This window comes from Amorphoplanes digitatis (assembly GCF_014205335.1).
Lineage (GTDB): Bacteria > Actinomycetota > Actinomycetes > Mycobacteriales > Micromonosporaceae > Actinoplanes > Actinoplanes digitatus.
Map to the genome: position 1 here is coordinate 9,078,937 of NZ_JACHNH010000001.1, position 21,275 is coordinate 9,100,211.

Annotated in this window: 13 protein-coding genes, 1 tRNA gene and 1 other RNA gene; 11 read left to right on the plus strand and 4 right to left on the minus strand. The window is 69.0% G+C overall.

Annotated features, from left to right (window positions below; genetic code table 11):
- Positions 1 to 62: 62 nt before the first annotated feature.
- Positions 63 to 3,044: an ATP/GTP-binding protein gene (locus BJ971_RS40235; protein WP_184998495.1), complete on the minus strand. Its 2,982-nt coding sequence runs from the start codon at positions 3,042 to 3,044 to the stop codon at positions 63 to 65.
- Positions 3,045 to 5,142: 2,098 nt separating this feature from the next.
- Here BJ971_RS40235 and BJ971_RS40240 point away from each other — a divergent pair.
- On the plus strand, positions 5,143 to 5,481 hold the full coding sequence (locus BJ971_RS40240; RefSeq protein WP_184998496.1) for a hypothetical protein: 339 nt from the start codon (positions 5,143 to 5,145) through the stop codon (positions 5,479 to 5,481).
- A gap of 878 nt (positions 5,482 to 6,359) precedes the next feature.
- Here BJ971_RS40240 and BJ971_RS40245 read toward each other — a convergent pair.
- Positions 6,360 to 7,304, minus strand: a complete 945-nt coding sequence (locus tag BJ971_RS40245) for a tetratricopeptide repeat protein (protein WP_239087773.1) — start codon at positions 7,302 to 7,304, stop codon at positions 6,360 to 6,362.
- A 549-nt stretch (positions 7,305 to 7,853) separates the two neighbouring features.
- Positions 7,854 to 9,092: a hypothetical protein gene (locus tag BJ971_RS40250; RefSeq protein ID WP_184999380.1), complete on the minus strand. Its 1,239-nt coding sequence runs from the start codon at positions 9,090 to 9,092 to the stop codon at positions 7,854 to 7,856.
- Between the two features lie 129 nt (positions 9,093 to 9,221).
- Here BJ971_RS40250 and BJ971_RS40255 point away from each other — a divergent pair, with 129 nt between their 5' ends.
- Positions 9,222 to 9,428, plus strand: coding sequence for a hypothetical protein (locus tag BJ971_RS40255; protein WP_203709616.1), 207 nt, complete (start codon positions 9,222 to 9,224; stop codon positions 9,426 to 9,428).
- A gap of 86 nt (positions 9,429 to 9,514) precedes the next feature.
- Here the strand turns inward: BJ971_RS40255 and BJ971_RS40260 are convergent.
- Positions 9,515 to 9,602 (minus strand) — tRNA-Ser (locus BJ971_RS40260).
- Positions 9,603 to 9,684: 82 nt separating this feature from the next.
- On the opposite strand from BJ971_RS40260, the gene ffs reads away from it, so the two are divergent.
- From ffs to BJ971_RS40305, 9 genes are all read left to right on the plus strand, one after another.
- Positions 9,685 to 9,780: signal recognition particle sRNA small type (gene ffs, locus BJ971_RS40265), an RNA gene on the plus strand.
- A gap of 86 nt (positions 9,781 to 9,866) precedes the next feature.
- Positions 9,867 to 13,286, plus strand: a complete 3,420-nt coding sequence (locus tag BJ971_RS40270; protein ID WP_184998498.1) for a DNA polymerase III subunit gamma and tau — start codon at positions 9,867 to 9,869, stop codon at positions 13,284 to 13,286.
- Between the two features lie 96 nt (positions 13,287 to 13,382).
- Positions 13,383 to 13,691, plus strand: a complete 309-nt coding sequence (locus BJ971_RS40275) for a YbaB/EbfC family nucleoid-associated protein (RefSeq protein ID WP_221480028.1) — start codon at positions 13,383 to 13,385, stop codon at positions 13,689 to 13,691.
- A gap of 4 nt (positions 13,692 to 13,695) precedes the next feature.
- Positions 13,696 to 14,289 carry a recombination mediator RecR gene (recR, locus tag BJ971_RS40280; protein WP_184998500.1) on the plus strand — a complete coding sequence of 198 codons (594 nt, stop codon included), beginning with the start codon at positions 13,696 to 13,698 and terminating at the stop codon, positions 14,287 to 14,289.
- Between the two features lie 981 nt (positions 14,290 to 15,270).
- Positions 15,271 to 16,248 carry an ABC transporter permease gene (locus tag BJ971_RS40285; protein WP_184998501.1) on the plus strand — a complete coding sequence of 326 codons (978 nt, stop codon included), beginning with the start codon at positions 15,271 to 15,273 and terminating at the stop codon, positions 16,246 to 16,248.
- 72 nt (positions 16,249 to 16,320) lie between these two features.
- A complete protein-coding gene (locus BJ971_RS40290) occupies positions 16,321 to 18,081 on the plus strand; it encodes an ABC transporter substrate-binding protein (protein WP_239087772.1) in 1,761 nt (586 codons plus the stop codon).
- Between the two features lie 92 nt (positions 18,082 to 18,173).
- On the plus strand, positions 18,174 to 19,187 hold the full coding sequence (locus BJ971_RS40295; protein ID WP_184998502.1) for an ABC transporter permease: 1,014 nt from the start codon (positions 18,174 to 18,176) through the stop codon (positions 19,185 to 19,187).
- Entirely contained in the window at positions 19,187 to 20,224 is a 1,038-nt protein-coding gene (locus BJ971_RS40300) for an ABC transporter ATP-binding protein (RefSeq protein ID WP_184998503.1), read from the plus strand. The genes BJ971_RS40295 and BJ971_RS40300 overlap by 1 nt, the downstream gene beginning before the upstream one ends.
- Positions 20,224 to 21,270 carry an ABC transporter ATP-binding protein gene (locus tag BJ971_RS40305; protein ID WP_184998504.1) on the plus strand — a complete coding sequence of 349 codons (1,047 nt, stop codon included), beginning with the start codon at positions 20,224 to 20,226 and terminating at the stop codon, positions 21,268 to 21,270. Before BJ971_RS40300 ends, BJ971_RS40305 begins: the two co-directional genes overlap by 1 nt.
- The last annotated feature ends 5 nt before the right edge of the window (positions 21,271 to 21,275 follow it).

The following is a 21,275-nucleotide window of genomic DNA, read 5'->3' on the forward strand; positions in this document are numbered from 1 at the left end:
CATGGGTCCCGGCGTCCGGATCCAGAACCGGCATTTGCCCTCTCCCAAGCGGACCCTCGGTGCTAGGAGCGCACGGTCACTGCCTTGCTGGTCGCCTTGCCGTCCTGGTAGCCGGTCCGGCGGGCGTACACGGTGACGGTGATCTTCTTCTTGCGCATGGACGAGGTCAGCTTCAGCGTCGCGCCGGTCCTGCCCTTGATCACCTTGCCGTTGAGGCGCCACTCGAAGCGGTACGACGTGACCTTCGGAGACCAGGTGCCGACGGAGGCACGCACGGTCTTGCCGACCTTGGCCTTGCCGGTCACGGTGGGCTTCTTGGTGGCCGTGGACGCCTTGCCCTTGGCGATGACGGCCGAGGCGGACGACGTGGCGGCGCCGGACGGGTGGCCCGTACGCTTCGCGGTCACCGTGACCGTCAGGCGCTTGCCGAGCATCGCGGGTGGGATGGCGTACGACGCGCTGGTCGCGCCCTTGATCGTGACGCCGTTCGCCGCCCACCGGTAGGCGTACGAGGTGGCGGCCGGCGTCCAGGCGCCGGCGTCGGCCTTCACCGTCGAGCCGACGGCTGAGGCGCCGGTGATCGACGGCTTCCTGGTCGACTTCAGCGTCGCGGGCGCGGAGACAGCCCCTTCCACGGTGAGGGCGGCGCCCTGGCCGTCGGCGGGCTGGGCGGTCAGCGACCACGTGAAGCCGGCGTCGGCGACGGCCTTGCCGGTCGAGTCCTTGCCGTCCCAGCCGGCCTTCAACAGGCCCCGCGCGGACGAGCCCGAGACGGTACGGATCACCGCGCCGCCGAGGTCGCGGAAGTTGAGCTGCCACGCGGCGGCGGGCTTCGACAGCCACCAGCTTCCCGACCAGTCGGCACCGCCGGCCTGCACCGTTGAGTCGATCACGGTCAGCGCGGCGGCCGGGATCCCGGTCGGCACGAGGTGGACGCGCTGCTCGTCGTCGGCGTAGGCCACGCCGCCGCCGAACCGGTCGACGGTCCAACTTGTCCGCGACCCGCCGGAGCGGCCCAGCTCCCCCGCGCTGACCAGCGTTCGGGTGGGCAGGTCGGCGTGGTTGCCGCCGGCCGGCAGCCCGCCGTGCAGGTCGATGAGCCGGAGCCCGCCCGCCTCGACGTGCTCGACGAGGTAGCCGTCGCCGAGCAGGACGTCACCGGCCGGGGCGGTCACCGTGCGGTTGGCCGTCCGGTCGTAGATCCCCGCGCCGTGCACGTCGCCCCAGTAGTCCTTGCAGACCCAGTAGACCCAGCGGCCCACGGCCTGCAGGCTGCTCGGGGTGCACCCGTTCCGGGTGGTGAACGACCCGACCGCGGTCTTGCCCGGCAGCTGGGCGCCCGTCACGACACCACCGGACTGCGCGGCGCTCCACAGCGTCGAGCCCCAGACGGCGGCGCCGACCGGCGTGCGGTGATCGAGCACGGCGCCGGCCGCGCCGGGCTTGAACTCGACGATGTTCTGGTTCCCGTACGAGAAGCCGTTGACCACCGCGTACCGCCCGGACAGGTCGACCAGCTGGGGGGTGCCCTCGTCCGTGTCGACGCTCGGCCCCCAGGCCGAGGCGCCGTTCGCGTACAGCATGGTCAGGCCGGACTCGGTGGCCTTCTGGCGGCCGTGGTAGCCGGTGCCGTCGGCGAACATGGCGATGCAGCGCAGGCCGTCGGCGGTGTCGTTGTAGCAGTTCCCGTCCCGCCCGCTGACGAACCCGTCCCGGCTGGACCGGTCGACCGTCGGCGCGGCGCCGGGCGCGGGCGTAGTCAGCCAGGTGCTGCGGTACGTGCCGAGGATGGTCGACGGCTCGTAGATCGTGCTGTTGTCGGCGGTGCTGAGGATGCCGCTGCCCAGCGCCAGGCCGTGCACCTGGGCCGGCACGGGCGCCACCGCGGTCACCCGGTCCCGCTGCGGCTTCCCGTCGGGGCCCTGCGAGATCCGGTAGATGCCCCAGTCCAGGTCGCCGTGTTCGACGTACCGCTCGGCGCCGGCCACGAGCACCGAGCCGTCGGGCGCCTGCACGACCTGGTTGGCCGCCGGGTTCATGACCTCGGTCATGTCGGGATCGTCGAGATCGGTCGGGACCGCCCACAGCGGCTGCCCGCGGTAACGGTTGTTGCCCGGCCAGACCCGCTCGACCGCCAACAGCGTTGCGCCGACAATGCCGTACGTGGCGTCGTAGGTGAACGGGCCGGTTTCGACCGTACGGAAGTCGCCCGTCAGGTTGTTCCGGTCCAGCACGTCCTGCTTACCGCGCCCGTCCCGCTTTCGCAGCACGGAGTCGGTGCCGAGCCGGAAGCCCGAGATCTCGTATCCCTCGTCGTCGGAGTCCATCCGGTCCGGCAGCGGGTCGGCCACGCCGTCCGTCAGGTCGACGATGCTCCAGCGTCCCCAGCCCGACTCGTCCGGCGACAGCTTGTAGCGCAGGATGACCGACCGGGCATCGCCGTCCTCGACGCTGATGTTCGTGGCGCCGCCCGGCAGCCCTGTCACCGCCGTCTCGGCGCCGCCCCGCCACAGGTGGAAGCCCTGCGGCTGGTCGTTCTCGCCGGTCCGCGTCAGCACGGTGTCGCCGAAGGTTCCCTGGTACGAGTGCCCCGCCGGCACCGCCACCTCGGCGACCGCCCGGGTCTTGTCCAGCAGCGTGACGTGCGGGGAGTCCCCACCCTCGTAGAGCGCGACGGTGTCGGAGCCCCGGCCGTACCAACCGGTCTCGAACGATGCGGCGTTGCGGAAGTACCCGCTGTCGACGTCGTACGAGACCTTGGCCGGCAGCCGCCGGTCGAGCGCGTCGGCCGTTCCGGTGGCGTAGTCCGTCCACAACAGCCGGTCGTCGCCCTCCTGTGCCCACAGGAAGCCGCTGACCCCGGCGGTGAGAATCTGCGTGGCACGCGGGACCGCCCGCTGCTGCGCCGGGAGCACGAGTTCCCCTGGAACCTCTGCCCGCTGGAGCGCTGTGGCGACGGGCGACGCCGAAGCCGGCGCCGCGGTCAGCGTGATGCCGACGCTGAGCGCGGCCGCCAGCACTGCCGAGGAACGCGTCAAGAACACCAGTTTTCCCCAATTTTCGGTGGGACGTCGTTCTCCGCAAGCCGGAACCTGCGACGGCTGCGCGCGTCGCATCGTGCGGTGAAAGCGGGTACGGGCCCGAGCGCGGTCATCCGCGATATTCGGCCGGCACAGGCTACCGAATTCCGAGCCACCCTCACGTCCCCTGGATGGCCGAAGCGACGCTCCCGTCCCGGCGTCACGGCCATCGATGCGCTGACCAGCGCATTCTGCTCGACCCCGCCGCCAACCGTTGCCGAATCTTGATCAGCGGGGCGTAGGGCCTGGAGATAGACGAAGGGCCGGACCCGAGGGTCCGGCCCTTCCACGTCTGTACTGCTCGGCGTGGCGGAGGATACGAGATTCGAACTCGTGAGGGGTTTCCCCAACACGCTTTCCAAGTCTGTTGCCTGCCGTACGGCGATGATCGGCACCGTACGTGACCTGCGGCGCCGCGTGCGTCGCGGACGCTGGTGGACACTGCCGAACGGCAGCGAATGAGACCACAACTGAGACCGCGTGCCTGGCTGGGTTAGCCCCCGGGGCAAGCGGCCCCGGTCGCGTGACATGTGAAGCTGCCCCGAGTCGGAGCGATCCGCCACTCAGCTAGTACGGCAGCCGCCGTTCGAGATGCCGCTTGGGCGGGCGGTTGGACGAGGTACGTCCACCGCGGGATCGCCTGCCATGAGCACCAGAAACCCCACCGGTCACGGCACTCCCGGTGAAGCGGACATAACGGCGATATCATTTAATCGTCAAACTATTGACTGAATGTCTCACTATCATTGACGAGGTTGTCAAGCTGTGAGGGTTCAGAGCGGCCATTTGGGAATTGGGGTGACGGGCACGATGACTGGCAGGGGCCGCATTGCGGCTTTGCTCGATCGCGGTCATGAAGTCTTGGTTCATCCCGGTCATCTACTACCTCACAGGGGTAGCGGGCACCAGACTGCTCCCGATGTAATCCCTCATGGCACCTCACCGACAGCCCGAGTTGTCGACGTGTCTGACATGACGGAGTGGGCCCCCCAGGAACTTGCCGTGCGAGTCCTCCAGGTGATGGAGAACTCGAAGTCGGACTTTCGGACACCAGACAGTCTGGCGCGGGAGCTTGCCGTCAGCGAAGCGGACGTACGGTCGGCGCTGGTTATATTAGGCGACAAAGTTCGCAGACCGCTCGGTGGTGAGGACCTTTATCCAGACTGGTTCCGCCCCACGAGCAGGCGAGCAACACCGCGCGAGAAGTGGTGGCGTTTCCGTACGTTGGCTGGGTACCCCACACCGGGAGTGTAGGTGCTTCCGATACAAGCTTTCCTCCTGGGAACTGCCGGCGGTCTCCTCGCCGAGCTTGTCGCCGTCTCTAAGTATCGCCTTACCAAATTTGAGAAGTGGCCTTCGTATATTCGCGGGCGTGCGTACTGGATCATGGGATTCCTATGGGTGGCGACCGGGGGCGCCCTTGCTTGTATGTACAACGCGCAATCCCCGCTACCGGTGCTCGTATGTGTGAATATCGGCGCAAGTGCACCTCTCATTGTTCGAACCCTCATGCAGCCGGGCACCACCGGACCAGGCGTGGTGAATATCGAAGATGCTTCCCAGGCTGGTGGTCAACCCGCCTAATGTTCCTTCAACCGTCAGCAAGACTGCAGCTGTCTGTTGAGGCCGGACGGGTGAGGCGCCGAGGAAGTGGCAGTTGTCCCTTGTTTGCCGCTCAGTCAGGCACGACACAGGCACGTCGACCAGCTCCCGCGGGGATTTGAACCCCATACCCCTTCTGAGCTGGCGAAACATCCAAGATCGGGCGGACCGGGCGCCTTAGCAGGCTTGAGGTTGTTGATGTCTTCTGGCGTTTGACAACGCTTGTCGCGCTCTGTTGTGCCGGATCTGTACTTAATGATCTTGAGGTGAGGTCTTGAGATCCGTGGCGGATCTATCGCTCTCCATTGGGGGCGGGTACCGCACGCAACGTGGGGCCCGAGCTGTGCCGGTACGCTTCATTGACTGCCGCGAGCAGCTTAAGAAGTGCCTGGCTGCTTCATCACATCACCCAGGCACGAGACTCCTCACCCGCGCACTGTGAGCGTGCAACACTTGCTACATGGATTTGGGGCCGCTGGAAGGCAGGCCGGGCCAGGAGATCGCGGCTCGGCTAGAGAAAACTGTGGCCGGTGGGAACGCGGCGACCTTCAGCGTCTACGGTCATCCAGTCATTGCGGTGCCTGTAGAGGCCCTGCGCGCCGGTCGGCAGATCTTCGTCGAGGTTGACGGCATTGAGGCTGTCGTGCTCACGCGGGAGCTCTACGAGTCGATCGCTGAGACGCTTGATGTGCTGGACGACCCCGACGCGATGGCGTCTCTGAGAGACGCCAAAGCTGCGACTGGTGATGATCTTACTCTCGAAGAAGTCCGCAGGCTTGTGGCGGAGCGGGACCAATGAGCGACGAAAAGTTCGCCGTCACCTTCGCCCCCTCAGTTGTCCGTGACCTAGCATCGCCGAAGATTCCACGGCGAGTGATCGACGCGGCGTTGATGTTCATCGAAGGGCCCCTCGCTGAAGCCCCATGGCGCGTGGGTAAGCCCCTGGTAGGGCCTCTCGTCGGGACCTACAGCGCTCGACGCGAGGACTTTCGGATTCTCTATACCGTTGACTTCGATGCTCGGCGCATACGGATCACCGGACTAAGCCACCGCTCTGACGCCTACGGTCAGCACTGAATCCGGCGTACAGGTCGGCTCGTCCGTCGCCCTCAAGGTCACGGCCCTGAGGGCGGCGCTGAACTGGCCTTATAGATGAGCGTTGTTGGTTGCCGTTGGTCATCATTAGGCGTCCTCCGACGCCCTACGGGCGCCCTGGCGCCCTGGAGACGCCCCAGGCCGGGCCCGAAACGGGATAGCGCCACCCATCCCAGAGGTCAGAGTCCCCCGCCGGAGGCCTCAATGTCACCGCGGAATCGGAAGCCCCAGATCTGTCGGCTACTCGGCGGTCCGGGGCTTCTTTTATGTCGCGCCTGCCGCCGGGCTGGAACCGCCGGGGTGCGCCCAGCGAAGCGCCCAGGCGCGGGGTCCCCCGCGCGGCGGGCCTCCGGCCCGGCCCTGCTGGGTGGCGCGACGGCCCGCGGAGCGGGCCGCTTGACCTTCGTACAGAAGATGCTCACCGGTTTTCAAGACCGTGCGCGGCAAGGCTTTGACCAGCGCATACGGTTGATACCTCATCCTCGTTGCCGCCCGGGTGCCGGGGCCAGACCGGGTAGGCGGACTTTGGGAGTCGCCATACGCATCTGGTCGGATGCTCGGCCCTGCCGATTGATCGAGTATCTAGGTCGCTCTCCGAGCTCTTACCCGTTCTTGCTGTACCAGTTCGAGCATGGCGGTGTCGGATTCGAGGTCCAGGTGGCCGACCTGGCGGTCGAGGTCGATGACGATTTCAAGCTCGCCGACTGCCCCGTCGAGATTCCGTTCCGCCCGGTAGATCATCGCGATGTTGAACCGGGTAACGGCTTCGCCGGCGCGGTCGCCGACCTCACGCCGGATGCGCAGAGCCTGCCGGTAGTAGGTCAAGGCCTGCTGCCGGTCCCCGAGGTTGTCGCACACGAGGCCGATGTTGTTCAGGGTGGTGGCCTCGCCGGCGCGGTCGCCGACCTCCCGGGTGATGGACAGGGCCTGCCGGTAATAGGCCAGGGCCTGCTGCCGGTCTCCGAGCGCGTCATGCACGGCGCCGATGTTGACAAGGGCGGAGGCTTCACCGGCGCGGTCGCCGACCTCACGGGTGATGGACAGGGCCTTCTGGAAGTAGGCCAAGGCCTGCTGCCGGTCTCCGAGCCCGTCGTGCACGGCGCCGATATTGGCAAGGGTGGCGGCTTCACCGGCGCGGTCGCCGACCTCACGGGTGATGGACAGGGCCTGCCCGTAGTAGGCCAGGGCCTGCGGCAGATCCCCGAGCCCGTCGTACGCCAAGCCGATGTTGTTCAGGGTGGCGGCTTCGCCGGCGCGGTTGCCGACTTCCCGCTGGATAGGCAGTGCCTGCTGGTAGAAGTCCAGGGCCTGCTGTCGATCCCCGAGCTTGCCGTGCACGGCGCCGATGTTGTTGAGGGCGGTGGCTTCGCCGGCGCGGTCGTGGACCTCGCGATACCGGTGGAGGGCCTGCTCGTGGTTGGCCAGAGCCTGTCGGGGCTGCCCGGTGGCGAGTTGGGCCGAGCCGAGGTCCGAGAAGGAGCTGGCGTCCGGGCCGAGCGTCAGGGTCGCGGCCGCCAGAGCCGCCACGTCTGCGAACCTGGACCTCAGCAGCCACACCCTCGCCACCCAGTCCGCAACCTCCCGGGCGATCGTGGGCTCCCGGCCGGCGAGCGCCAACCGGTGCACCTCCACCCATCGGGCGACCGTGACAGCCGACCCATCGCGAACCAACGGTTCTCGACTCCCGGCCCGCCCACTGCCGGCGGCTAAGCCTGGACCATCCGTCAACCCGGCACCGTCCCTTGCCCCGCATCCGCAATCTCCAGCACCGGTTACCGTCGCCCAGCAGCCGGAAGCCCTCCGCAACGGCCAGCACCATACGACCGACACCGACCCGGTCGATCCCAACGACCATGATCTGACAGCGACCACACAAAACCCGAACGTGTGATCCACAGGCCAGAGGGTTATCCCGCAACTACAGCCGCGCGGTCAGCGCGCCGGGGCGGACGCCGGGAGTGCAGCGGCAGGGCGACGATCCCCGCGCCGCGCTTTGAGGATATAGAAGGTTCTCATCTGGCACGGAGCCCGGAGTCGGCACGGAGTTGGTATACGGATAGCGATACGGAGCTTGGTCTACGGTCTGCGCTTGGCCTCGGCGTTACTAGCCGCGCGCCCGCCCCGAGCTTCGCCGAGTGCGGCGATCAGCAGTTTGGCGGCGGCTTGCTGCATCGCTCTGACGGTGTGTGTGAACTGCTCGTTTGGGCTCGCGGTGTAGATCCGCGAAGTCGGCATGGCACCGCCGTGAGGTTCCATGCCGTGCAAAACTGCTTTGTGCGCGGTGTCCGAGCGCTGACTGTAGACCTTTGCCAGTCGGCGGGCGGTCGCCTCATCTACCACTCGATTGAGCGCCTGCCGAAAGCGCGCAGCCGCTCCTGGCACGTTCTCGCACTTTTCACATTTTGACGCCTCAGCGCCCTCGCCGAACGCCTCGATGATCCCGACCGCGGCCAGCAGGCTGTAGGACGGATGACGGTCTTGCGCCAGGCTGAGGCTCTCACGGTAGGCCGTGACTAAGTCGGCGAGTCCGCGATCGGCCTGGAGGGCCTCCCACGCTTCCTCGAACCCGCGGTCGATCTCCACCACTTTGGGGGCAGGGTACGGGCCGCCCTCAGCGACGTTGTCCTGGCCCGGCGGCGTGATGGGGAAGCCAAGCGATGCCTGTGGGTCCATGGTCAAAGGCCATCGACTTATCCAAAGGCGCCCGCTGACGAGAGCCAGCAGGCTGCAGAGGAGATTCAAGTCGTACTCGGCCGCCAGCTTGGCCGCCTCGAGGTCGTATCCGGATGCGGTTCCGGACACCCGCACAAGAAAGGTGCGCGCGATCTGACCTGTGCCAAACGCCGCCAGAGGCCCCGTGAGCTCCATGAACGCATTCCCACTCGGCTGCAGGTCGATCGTGCCGACCCGGCGAGTCCCACTGAGGACCTGGGGCGGGCTTGTAAACGCCTCGGGGTGCTCACCGATCACGGCATGCCATTGGAAGTCGCGGCTAGCGCCGAGCTGCCGTGTGGCCTCCTTGACGATCCGCTGCCACAGCTGAACCTGGTCTGGCCGGCGTTCTCCCGTTCCAGCCACGGCGCACTCGGGTAGGCCGTTCCTCGCATGCGTGACCATCAGCGAGGTGGTGCAAGCCTGGCCATCCTTCGGTGTAATCCGAAAGGTGTCGGTACCTTCCCGGGACATCTGGACTCCCGTGACGCCGGGGAGTTCGGCGATCTGCTGGTGGACGCGGTTCAGCCACTCGTCTCCGCTTGTTCTGAGCGGCACCGGCGCCTTGTATCGCAGCGGCACGCTCCACTCTTCCTCGTCCACGGAACGAGGTTCGCAGAGCGAACCCAAGAGGGCATCCGAATTCCGCAGTGCCACGAATGCAAGCAGGTCCTGCGCGACGCTGGTCTACGTGACGGCCGCCTGCACGACGCCCGGCACACCGCCGCGACCGTGCTGCTCATCCTCCAGGTGCACGAGCGCGCCGCGATGGGAGTCATGGGCTGGGCGACCACGAGCATGGCGGCCCGCTACCAGCACATGACCGACCCGATCCGGGCAGACATCGCCAAGCGGGTGGGCGGCCTCATCTGGAAGCCTGCCGAGATGCCGGCCGCTGACCCTGCAGGGGAGCGGGACGGCGGTTCCGAGGCCGCCTGACGGGCAACTGAGACCACAACTGAGACCACTCACGCAGAAGGGCCGATCCCCGTGGGGGTCGGCCCTAGCGTTTTGCCTGGTGAAGCTGGCGGAGGATACGAGATTCGAACTCGTGAGGGGTTTCCCCCAACACGCTTTCCAAGCGTGCGCCCTAGGCCTCTAGGCGAATCCTCCGTCCGACAGGATACAGACCCTTCGGTGTCCCCTTCGGCGGGAGGGCGGGGCGGCGCGCCGACGGCCGCCGGGTACTCTAGTCGGCAGCCCCTCGTGCGGCGTCATCTTGTGAACCTCCCCAGGGCCGGAAGGCAGCAAGGATAAGCGAGCTCTGGCGGGTGCACGGGGGGTCCTTTCTTTCCCCGTACCCACCAACGCGGGACGCGGTTTGTTCTTGTCACACCCTCGACGGAGAATGGCGCGGTCGTCCAGGAGGTGGCAGGAGTGGCACTAGCCCTCTACCGCAAGTACAGGCCGCGGACCTTTGCCGAGGTCATCGGGCAGGAGCACGTCACCGAGCCGTTGTCGCAGGCGCTGCGCAGCGGCCGGCTGCACCATGCCTATCTCTTCTCCGGTCCGCGCGGCTGCGGCAAGACGTCGAGCGCGCGCATCCTCGCCCGCTCCCTCAACTGTGAGCAGGGTCCCACGCCCGAGCCGTGCGGTGCCTGCGCTTCGTGCAAGTCGCTCGCCAACGACGGCGCCGGGTCGATCGACGTCATCGAGATCGACGCGGCCAGCCACGGCGGCGTCGACGACGCCCGTGACCTGCGGGAGAAGGCGTTCTTCGCGCCGGCGAGCAGCCGCTACAAGATCTACGTCATCGACGAGGCGCACATGGTCTCGTCGGCCGGCTTCAACGCGCTGCTCAAGCTCGTCGAGGAGCCGCCGGACTACGTCAAGTTCATCTTCGCGACGACCGAGCCGGAGAAGGTGCTCGGCACGATCCGCTCGCGCACCCACCACTATCCGTTCCGGCTGATCCCGCCCGCGGTGCTGCGGCCCTATCTCCAGCAGCTCACCGAGGCCGAGGGCGTGCACGTCGACCCGGCGGTGCTGCCGCTTGTCGTGCGGGCCGGCGGGGGCAGCGCCCGGGACACCCTGTCCGTGCTCGACCAGCTCATCGCCGGCGCCGGGCCCGAGGGCGTCGGCTACAGCCGGGCGGTGGAGCTGCTCGGCGTCACCGACAGCGCGCTGATCGACGAGATGTGCGACGCGCTCGCCGCCGGGGACGGCGCGGCGGCCTACCAGACCATCGACCGTGTGGCCGAGGCCGGCCACGACGCCCGGCGCTTCGCCTCCGACCTGCTCGAGCGCTTCCGCGACCTGATCATCCTTCAGCAGATTCCGGACGCCGTGAGCAAGGGCCTGATCGACGGCCCGGCCGACCAGCTCGACCAGATGGGCGCGCAGGCGACCCGGCTCGGGCCGGCCACCCTGTCCCGCTGCGCCGACATCGTGCACAACGGCCTTGTCGAGATGCGCGGGACGACGGCGCCGCGGCTGCTCCTCGAGCTGATCACGGCCCGCATGCTGCTGCCGGGCGCGGACGATTCGAGCGGCGCGCTGCTCCAGCGGCTGGAGCGCATGGAGCGGCGTCTCACGCTGAGCGGCGACGAGGTCCGTGCGCAGCACGACTCCCCGCAGACCCCGCCGGCCGCGGCGGCACCCACCGCGAGCGGTGGTGGCGGTGGTGGTGGCGGCGGGATCTCGGCGGCCCGCGCCGCGGCCGCTGCGGCGAGTCGACGCGCCCCGGCGCCCGGTTCGGCCGCGCCGACCGGAGCCGCGCAGGGCGGGCACGCGGAGGCTGGCGCCGCGCAGGGTGGGGCGGGTCTGGCGCAGGCCGGGGGCGTTGCGTCCGGGGCCGGTGGTTCGGCTACGGCGGCTGTGGAATCTGCTCAGGTGGCGAACGTTGCCTCGGTGCCCGCCGGGGGCATTGCGCCAGGGCCGGCTGACCCGGTCTCCGCCGTGCCCAGCCCCCTGCACACCGAGGGCGATGCGGCGGCGTCCGCTGCCCCGGTCTCGGCCATGCCCGGCTCGGCCGCTCCCGTTTCGGCGGTGCCGTCCGGTCCGGCCGCTTCGGTTTCGGCTGTGCCCGGCTCGGCCGCTCCCGTTTCGGCGGTGCCGTCCGGTCCGGCTACTTCGGTTTCGGCCGTGCCTTCCGGCCTCGCGGATCCTGAACTGGCGGATCCTGAGCTGGTTGATCGTGATCTGGCGGATCGTGAACTGGCGGATCCTGGGCTGGCGGATCGGGGCCTGGCGGATCGGGGCCTGGCGGGTTCGGGCCTGGGGGATCCGGGTCTGGCGGGTTCGGGTCTTGCTGGTCCGGTTTCGGCCGTGCCGGGGTCGGCCCAGGTCTCCGGGGCGCCGTCCGCGCCGGTTGAGGCCGCGTCGTCTCGGCAGGACCTTCGCCGGCCGCCGGCTGCCCGTCGGCCGGAGCCCGCCGGCATCATGCCGGATGCGCCGGTGGAAGCCGGTGGTGATGACGTCGGGGCGCCCGGCCAGCTCTCCGTCGCGTCCATCCGTGAGGTCTGGCCCGAGATCATGGTCGCGGTCGGGCGGAAGAGTAAGAAGATCGCCGCGCTCGCACAGGGCGCCACCGTCCGCGACCTGGACGGCCAGACCGTGGTGCTCACGTTCCGCTTCCCGGCGCACGCCAAGATGGTCGCCGCCGAGCCGGCCCTGCTCTCCGACGCCCTCTACGAGGCGCTCGGCGGCCGCTGGCAGATCCGCTGCGACGTCGCGGGCGAGGGCGGCGCTTCTCCTGGCTCCGGCCCCGCGCCGCGCGCTCCGCAGGGCGGGCCGTCCGGCTCGGGACCGCAGGGCGGGCCGTCCAGCCCGGCGCAGCGGGCCCCGCAGGGACAGGGCGCTCCGGACGATCTCGCCGGACGCGGCGCCCAGACGCAGGCCACGGACGGCGCGGGTGCCACCACGCGGCAGCGCGAGGCGGCGCCGCGTGCCTCGGCGGCCGGGCGCGACGTGCCGCAGAGCCCGGACGCGGCGAGCGACGACAGCGACGATTGGCCGGAACCGGCACGACCGGGCGGGCGAGCGACCGCAGCGGCGGCCACTCCTCCTGCCGCGGACGACGAATGGCCCGAGCCGGCCAGGCTGGGCGGCGCGCAGGCGGGCGACCGGGATGCCGGCTCCGGTGGGCCCGCGGATCCGAGCGTCGGGCAGAGCGGGGCGGCGGGCGCACCGGATTTTGACGGCCCGGCCGGTGGCCGGGGCTTCGACGGCTCGGAGAACCCGGTGTCCGTGGGGGGACTTGAACCCCCACGCTCGTCCCCGCCGGGTGCCGGTGAGCGCGGCGGGTATGCGCCCGCAGGTGCAGCGGGCCAGGGTGCAGCGGGCCAGGGTGCAGCGGGCCAGGGTGCAGCGGGCCAGGGTGCAGCGGGTCACGGCGCAGCGGGTCACGGCGCAGCGGCGCGCAACGCCACGCCCGCGGCGGCCTCCGCGCCGCCGGCCGGGGCCGGGCGGCCGACGTCCAGCGGGCTCGCCGCGGCCCGCGCGGCGGCGGCGGGCGCGGGACGTGGCAACGCGGCGGCCAATCGGGGCGGCGCCAACGCCGCCGCGGCCAACAAGAACAGCGCTTGGGCCGACGGCACGCCGACGGAGGAAGCGCCCTACGATCCCGAGTACGACGGCCCGGTGCGGCCCGGCGGTGGCGCACAGGGTCACGGTGCCGCACAGGGCCGGGGCGCTCCGCACGGTCACGGCGGCGGCGCGGCGTTCGAGGGCTTCGATCCCGGTGACGAGCCCCTCGACGACGTGATCGACGAGCGGACCGCTCGGCAGAGCAGCGAGCAGCAGGCCGTGCAGTTGCTCCGCGACGCCCTCGGCGCCGAGAAGATCAGCGAGTCCTGACCCGGTTCCGTGCGGCCTGTGTGGCGCGCGGGACAATGGACGCGACTATCCCTTTCAATAAGGAGCTAAGCGATGCGCCCCGGTGGACAGCCGAACATGCAGCAGATCATGAAGCAGGCGCAGAAGATGCAGCAGCAGGTCGCGCAGGCGCAGGCCGAGCTCGCCGAGGCCGAGGTAACCGGCACCGCCGGCGGCGGCCTGGTCACCGTCGTGGTGACGGGTCTTGGCGAGTTCAAGTCGATCAAGATCGACCCCAAGGCCGTCGACCCCGAGGACATCGAGACGCTGGAGGACCTCGTCCTCGCCGCGATCCACAACGGGTCGGAGGCGGTGCGCGAGCTGACCGAGCAGAAGATGGGTCCGGCCACCGGCGGTCTCGGCGGCCTCTCCCTCCCGGGGTTCTGAGCCCGTGTACGAGGGCGCCATCCAGGACCTGATCGACGAGCTGGGGCGGCTGCCGGGCGTCGGCCCGAAGAGCGCGCAGCGGATCGCCTTCCACGTCCTGTCCGCCGATCCCGCCGACGTGACCCGGCTGGCCAACGCCTTGCGCAAGGTCAAGGAGCAGGTCCGCTTCTGCACGACGTGCTTCAACGTCGCCGAGTCCGAGCAGTGCCGGGTCTGCCGCGACACCCGCCGCGGCAACGACGTGCTCTGCGTCGTCGAGGAGCCCAAGGACGTCGTCGCTATCGAGCGGACCGGTGAGTTCCGCGGTCGGTACCACGTCCTGGGTGGCGCCATCAATCCGCTCGAGGGCATCGGCCCCGACAACCTGCGGATCCGGGAGCTGATGATCCGGCTCGGCACCGGCGAGGTGAAGGAGCTGATCCTCGCCACGGATCCGAACACCGAGGGCGAGGCCACGGCCACCTACCTCGCCATCATGGTCAAGCCGATGGGCATCACCGTCACCCGGCTGGCCAGCGGACTTCCGGTCGGCGGCGACCTGGAGTACGCCGACGAGATCACCCTCGGCCGAGCGTTCGAGGGCCGCAGAGCCGTATGACCCACCGGCCGTGACCAGCCGGCCGCCCCACGCCGCCGGCAGCCCAGCCCAGCCCCGCGCCGTCGGCGCGTCCCCGTCGAGCGATTGACGGGCTGCCGCCCCGGCTGCTGACGTGCCGCAGCCGGCCCTCACGATAGTTCGGTCATTCGCCGGCAGGAGGGGACCGGGGCATGCGCCGGCCGGGCTCGCCCGGCGGGAGCGCTGCTCGGGGTCGTTGCGGGAGCCTGGCCGATTCGCTGGTGGGATAGGTCCCCCGGATTCATCGGCATGGGCGGTCGAGTCCATCGGCAGGAGGATCGTCCGGGTCGTGGGCGTGAGCCGGTCGGAACCGCTGGCGGCAGGGTGGCCCGGGTCGTTGGCGTGAGAGGCCGGTTGGCTGGCGGCGGGGCTGCATGGGCCGTCGCGGAACGCAGGGCGATTCGCTTGGCGGGAGGGTCGTCCGGGTCGTGGGCGTGAGTCGGTCGGGTCTGGTGGCGGGAGGCTGCCTGGGGCGTCGGCGGTCGGGGCCGTTGGCAGGAGGTCGTTTCGGGGGGGCGCCGGGATGGGCCGACCGGGCACGTTCCGGCGGGTCGGCCGGGTTGTTCGCGGGGGCCGATCAACGGCGTGTGTCGGCCGAAATGCCTGGTGGGACGTGTGGTGCCGCAGTCGCCGGCGGTGCGGGTGTCGCCGGATGTTACATGTGACGTGGGTTACCAGGTCACGCCCCCGTCACAACGCGGCCAGGACTTGGTAAAAGCACCTACAGCCTATTGACCAGTGAGCAGGAATACGTGAGCGTTCCTCTCACGGCGGCGGCTTAACCCGTCCGCCGGTTCTATGCGTCCACACCGGCGACCACCATCGCCGGCACCGGGACGCAGTTACCCACGTTCGCGACAACCGATCGGTTGCCCGCGCTGCGGGGGCCGGTCCGATCCGGCGGCGCTGCCGCGGTTCGGCCTAGGCGCCGTGGCCGGTGGCCGGGGAAAGGACCGACGCTCCATGGTCGTTGGACCCGGCACGCAGGTTCCGATCGCTGCGGATCCCGCTGAGGGCGCCAAGGCGATCGAGGGCCGCTCGCTCGGCCGCATCGCCTGGACCCGGCTCAAGCGCGACCGCGTCGCCATGGGCGGCGGGTACGTCGTGGTCTTCCTGATCCTGGTGGCGATCTTCGCGCCGGTGATCGTCGGCCTTCTCGGGTCGCCGCCGAACGAGTTCCACCAGAAGCTGATCGACACGAACACCCTGGCGCCGTACGGCGGCACCGGCATCAGCGGCGACCACCTCTTCGGGGTCGAGCCGCAGAACGGCCGCGACATCTTCAGCCGGGTGGTCTACGGCGCCCGCATCTCGCTGCTTATCGCGTTCCTCGCGACCCTGGTCTCCGTCGTCATCGGCTCGACGCTCGGCGTCATCGCCGGCTACTTCGGCGGCTGGGTGGACGCGGTGATCAGCCGGGCCATGGACGTCTTCCTCGCGTTCCCGCTGCTGGTCTTCTCGATCGCGCTGGCCGGCGTCATCCCGGACTCGGCGTTCGGCCTCTCCGGCGACTCGCTGCGCATCGCCCTGCTGATCTTCATCATCGGCTTCTTCAGCTGGCCGTACATCGGGCGCATCGTCCGGGGACAGACCCTGTCGCTACGGGAACGGGAGTTCGTCGACGCGGCCCGCAGCCTCGGTGCGCGCAGCCCGTACATCATCTTCAAGGAGATGCTGCCGAACCTGATCGGGCCGATCCTGGTCTACGCCACGCTGCTGATCCCGACGAACATCCTGTTCGAGGCCGCGCTGTCGTTCCTCGGCGTTGGCATCCGGCCGCCGACGGCGAGCTGGGGCGGCATGTTGTCGGAGGCCGCGAAGTTCTACACGATCTGGCATTTCATGTTCTTCCCGGGCATAGCGATCTTCATTACCGTGCTCTCCTTCAACCTTTTCGGCGACGGCCTGCGGGACGCGCTCGACCCGAAGGGCAAGCGCTGAGATGCGCTTCGTGACTTTCACTCCAGCTGCGCGGTCCGGACCCGGACCGTTCCACCAGGGAGGTTGCTACAAGTGATCCGAAAGTCAAAGGTGCTGGTGGCCGGTACGGCCGCGCTTGCACTGTCGTTGTCCATGGCCGCATGTGGCGGTAGCGACGACGACACCAATGGTTCGACAAGCTCGAGCAAGGCCGAGTTCAACGCGGCCATGACCAAGGTGTTCAACCCTTCCGACAAGAAGGGCGGCACCGTCAAGCTCGCCAACTCCGGCGACTGGGACACCCTCGACCCGGGTGAGACCTACTACGGCTACTCGTGGAACTTCCTCCGCCTGTACGGCCGTGGCCTGCTCATGTTCAAGCCCGTCCCGGGTGCGGAGGGCAACACGGTCACCCCCGACCTCGCCGAGGGCCTGGGTGTTCCGTCGGACGGCGGCAAGACCTGGACGTACAAGCTCCGCAAGGGTGTCAAGTTCGAGGACGGCGCCGAGGTCAAGGCCGCGGACGTCAAGTACGCGGTGCTGCGCTCCATCGACAAGGAGACGTTCCCGAACGGCCCGGCCTACTTCGAGGGGTTCCTGAACCTCCCGGAGGGCTACAAGGGTCCGTACAAGTCGAAGGGCGTGAACACCGACTCGGCGATCACGACCCCGGATGACAGCACCATCGTCTTCCACCTGAAGTCCGCCTTCGGCGGCTTCGACTACCTGGCGGCGCTTCCGCAGACCGTTCCGGTGCCGGTGGCCAAGGACACGGGCGCCAAGTACAAGGAGCACGTGGTCTCGACCGGGCCGTACATGTTCGACCAGAACAACCTGGGCAAGAACTTCTCGCTCAAGCGCAACCCGAACTGGGACCAGGCGACCGACGCGAACCGTAAGGCGCTGCCGGACGGCTACGAGGTCTCGCTGAACGTCAACGCGGACGACATCGACAACCGTCTGCTCTCCGGCGACCTCGACCTCGACGTCGTGGGCACCGGCGTGCAGCCGGCCGCCCTCGGCCGCGTCGTGGGTGACCCGGCGCTCAAGGCGCAGACCGACAACCCGGTCCTCGCCCGGCTCTGGTACACCTCGATCAACCCGACCGTCGCGCCGCTGGACAACATCGAGTGCCGCAAGGCCGTCGAGTTCGCCGCGGACAAGACCGGCTACCAGACCGCTTACGGCGGCCCGCTGGCCGGTGGCGACATCGCCACGACGATCCTGCCCCCGATGATCCCGGGCTACGAGAAGTTCGACCTCTACCCGGCCGGCGCCGACAACACCGGTGACGTGGAGAAGGCCAAGGCCGCTCTCACCGCCTGTGGCCAGCCGAACGGCTTCGAGACGAACATGGGTTACCGCGCCGAGCGGCCCAAGGAGAAGGCTGTCGCCGAGTCGCTGCAGCAGTCGCTGGCCCGGGTCGGCATCAAGCTCACGCTGAAGCCGTTCCCGCAGGGTGACTACTTCTCGCAGTACGCCGGCAACCCGCCGTACGTGAAGGCCAACAAGCTCGGCCTGGTCACCAACGGCTGGGGTGCGGACTGGAACGACGGCTTCGGCTTCCTGTCGCAGATCGTGGACAGCCGGGTCATCCGGGAGACCGGTGGCTCGTCCAACACCAGCGTCCGGATCCCCCAGGTGGACCAGATGCTGGACGCGGCCGTCGCCGAGACCGACACGGCCAAGCGCGACGCGCAGTGGGGCCCGATCGACAAGCGCGTCATGGAAGAGGCGGTGATCCTGCCGGGCGTCTACGCGAAGAGCCTGATGATCCGGCCGAAGCGTCTCTCCAACGTCTTCGTCAGCGAGGCGTACAGCATGTACGACTACCTGTCGCTGGGCGTCGCGTAAACCATCTCCGCCACTTCTCCATCAGCTAGGTAGGTGAAGGCAGCAGGCGGCCGGTCCGGGGCGACCCGGGCCGGCCGCTACAGCCGGGCTCTGTGATCACGTACATCATCAGGCGTCTCTTTGCGGCCGTCGTGCTGCTCTTCATCGTCAGCGCCGCCACTTTTGCGATCTTCTACCTGGTCCCGCGACTGGTGGGGTCGACTCCGGAGACGCTGGCCACCCGGTACGTCGGGCGGGCAGCGACACCGGAGACGGTCAACCTCATCGCGCACAAGCTGGGCTTCTACGACCCGCTCTGGCTGCAGTACGGCCGCTGGGTCAAGGGCATCTTCCTCGGCGCCGAGTACGACTACGGCGCCGGCGTGGAGCACTGCCCCGCGCCGTGCTTCGGCTACTCCTTCGTCACCCACCAGCCGGTCTGGCCGGACCTGCTCGACCGGCTGCCGGTGACGCTGTCGCTCGCCGTCGGCGCCTCGGTCCTGTGGCTGGTGTTCGGCCTCTCCACCGGCGTCGTGTCCGCGCTGCGCCGCGGCTCGGTGCTGGACCGCGCCGCGATGAGCTTCTCGCTCGCCGGCGTCTCCCTCCCCATCTTCTTCACGGGCATGGTCGGCCTGCTGGTGTTCAGCTACAAGCTCGGCTGGACGGCTCCCGGCGGCACCTACACGCCGTTCACCGAGAGCCCGATCGACTGGGCCTACGCCCTGTTGCTGCCGTGGCTGGTCCTGGCGCTGCAATTCTCCGCCCAGTACGCGCGGCTGACGCGCGCCGGCATGCTGGAGACCATGGGCGAGGACTACATCCGCACCGCCCGCGCCAAGGGCCTGCGGGAACGCGACGTGAACATCAAGCACGGCCTGCGTGCCACGCTGACGCCCATCCTGACCATCTTCGGCCTGGACTTCGGTCTGCTGCTCGGCGGTGCGGTCCTGACCGAGCAGGTGTTCTCCCTGCCCGGCCTCGGCAAGTACGCGGTCGACGCGATCACCAACAACGACCTGCCGAAGGTGCTCGGCGTGACCCTCATGGCGGCGTTCTTCGTCGTCATCGCCAACCTGATCGTCGACCTGCTCTACGCGGTCGTCGACCCGAGAGTGAGGGTGGGCTGATGTCCGGCGGACAGCCATTCCTCGAGGTCAAGGACCTCAAGATTCACTTCCCGACCGACGACGGCCTGGTACGCAGCGTCGACGGACTGAACTTCTCCCTGGAACGCGGCCGCACGCTCGGCATCGTCGGTGAGTCGGGGTCCGGCAAGTCGGTCACCAGCCTGGGCATCATGGGCATCTACAACAAGCGCAACGCCCAGGTCTCGGGAGAGATCTGGCTGGACGGCGAGGAGATCGTCAGCGCCGGCGCGGAGACCGTCCGCAAGCTGCGCGGCAACAAGCTCGCGATGATCTTCCAGGATCCGCTGTCGGCGATGCACCCGTACTACACGGTCGGTAAGCAGATCGTCGAGGCGTACCAGGTGCACCACAACGTGTCCAAGAAGGTCGCCCGCAAGCACGCGGTGGACATGCTGGGCCGGGTCGGCATCCCGCAGCCGGACCGCCGGGTCGACGACTACCCGCACCAGTTCTCCGGCGGCATGCGCCAGCGCGCGATGATCGCCATGGCGCTGGTCAACGACCCGCAGCTGCTGATCGCCGACGAGCCGACCACCGCGCTCGACGTGACCGTGCAGGCGCAGATCCTTGACCTGATGCACGACCTACAGGCGGAGTTCAACTCGGCGCTGATCGTCATCACCCACGACCTCGGCGTGGTGGCCGAGCTCGCCGACGACGTGCTTGTCATGTACGGCGGCAAGTGCATCGAGTTCGCCGAGGCCACCACGATCTTCGACCGCCCCGAGCACCCGTACACCTGGGGTCTGCTCGGGTCCATGCCGCGCATGGACCGGCCCAACCTGGACCGGCTCGTGCCCATCCCGGGCCTGCCGCCGTCGCTGATCAACCTGCCGACCGGCTGCGCCTTCAACCCTCGTTGTGCCTACGAGGAGCGGACGGCCGGTCTCGGCACCACGGTTCAGCCGGAGCTGACCCGGGCCGGCGGCAGCAAGCACCTGGTTCGCTGCCACCTGCCGACGGAAGAGCGCCAGCGGATCTGGCTGCAAGAGATCAAGCCGAAGCTGGAGGCGTGATGAGCGAGCGAGGCGACGCCCTGCTGAGGGTGAAAGGGCTGGAGAAGCACTTTCCGATCACCAAGGGCCTGCTACAGCGCAAGGTCGGCGCCGTGCGCGCGGTCGACGGCATCGACTTCGAGGTGTACCGGGGTGAGACGCTCGGCCTGGTCGGCGAGTCCGGTTGCGGCAAGTCGACGACCGGCCGGCTGCTGACCCGGCTGCTCGAGCCGACCGCCGGCTCGATCGAGCTGGACGGCCGCAACATCGCGCACCTGCGGCAGGGGCAGCTTCGCCCGCTGCGCCGCGACATGCAGATGATCTTCCAGGACCCGTTCTCGTCGCTGAACCCGCGGCACACCGTCGGCACGATCGTCGGCGCGCCGCTGCGGATCCAGGGCGTCAAGACCGAGCACGGCGTGAAGCGCGCGGTGCAGGATCTGCTGAAGCTGGTCGGCCTGAGCCCCGAGCACTACAACCGGTACCCGCACGAGTTCTCGGGTGGTCAGCGCCAGCGCATCGGCATCGCCCGCACCCTGGCGCTGCGGCCCAAGCTGATCATCGCCGACGAGCCCGTCTCGGCGCTGGACGTGTCGATCCAGGCGCAGGTGGTCAACCTGCTCGACGACCTACAGGACGAGTTCGGCCTGACCTACGTGTTCATCGCGCACGACCTGTCCGTGGTGCGGCACATCTCCGACCGGGTCGCGGTCATGTACCTCGGCAAGGTGGTGGAGATCGCCGACCGGGAGTCGCTGTACAAGAACCCGCGGCACCCGTACACGGTGGCCCTGCTCTCCGCGGTGCCGGTGCCCGACCCGCGCCGGCGCGACAGCGCCCAGCGGGAGCGGGTGCTGCTCACCGGTGACGTGCCGAGCCCGATCAACCCGCCGTCCGGCTGCCGGTTCCGCACGCGCTGCTGGAAGGCGCAGGACATCTGCGCGACCCAGGAGCCGCCGCTGGTGGCCCGCCTCGACGACCCGGCTTCGCACCAGACCGCCTGCCACTTCCCGATCGCCGAGGACGAGAGCGTGGCGGGACGCGCTCCCGCCAAGACCTCGGCCTGAGCCGG

What these genes read in the sequence shown, in the direction of transcription:
- BJ971_RS40240 (WP_184998496.1), top strand. Translation starts at nt 5,143, where the DNA reads ATGGATTTGGGGCCGCTGGAAGGCAGGCCGGGCCAGGAGATCGCGGCT.
- BJ971_RS40275 (WP_221480028.1), top strand. Translation starts at nt 13,383, where the DNA reads ATGCAGCAGATCATGAAGCAGGCGCAGAAGATGCAGCAGCAGGTCGCG.
- BJ971_RS40285 (WP_184998501.1), top strand. Translation starts at nt 15,271, where the DNA reads ATGGTCGTTGGACCCGGCACGCAGGTTCCGATCGCTGCGGATCCCGCT.
- BJ971_RS40300 (WP_184998503.1), top strand. Translation starts at nt 19,187, where the DNA reads ATGTCCGGCGGACAGCCATTCCTCGAGGTCAAGGACCTCAAGATTCAC.
- BJ971_RS40305 (WP_184998504.1), top strand. Translation starts at nt 20,224, where the DNA reads ATGAGCGAGCGAGGCGACGCCCTGCTGAGGGTGAAAGGGCTGGAGAAG.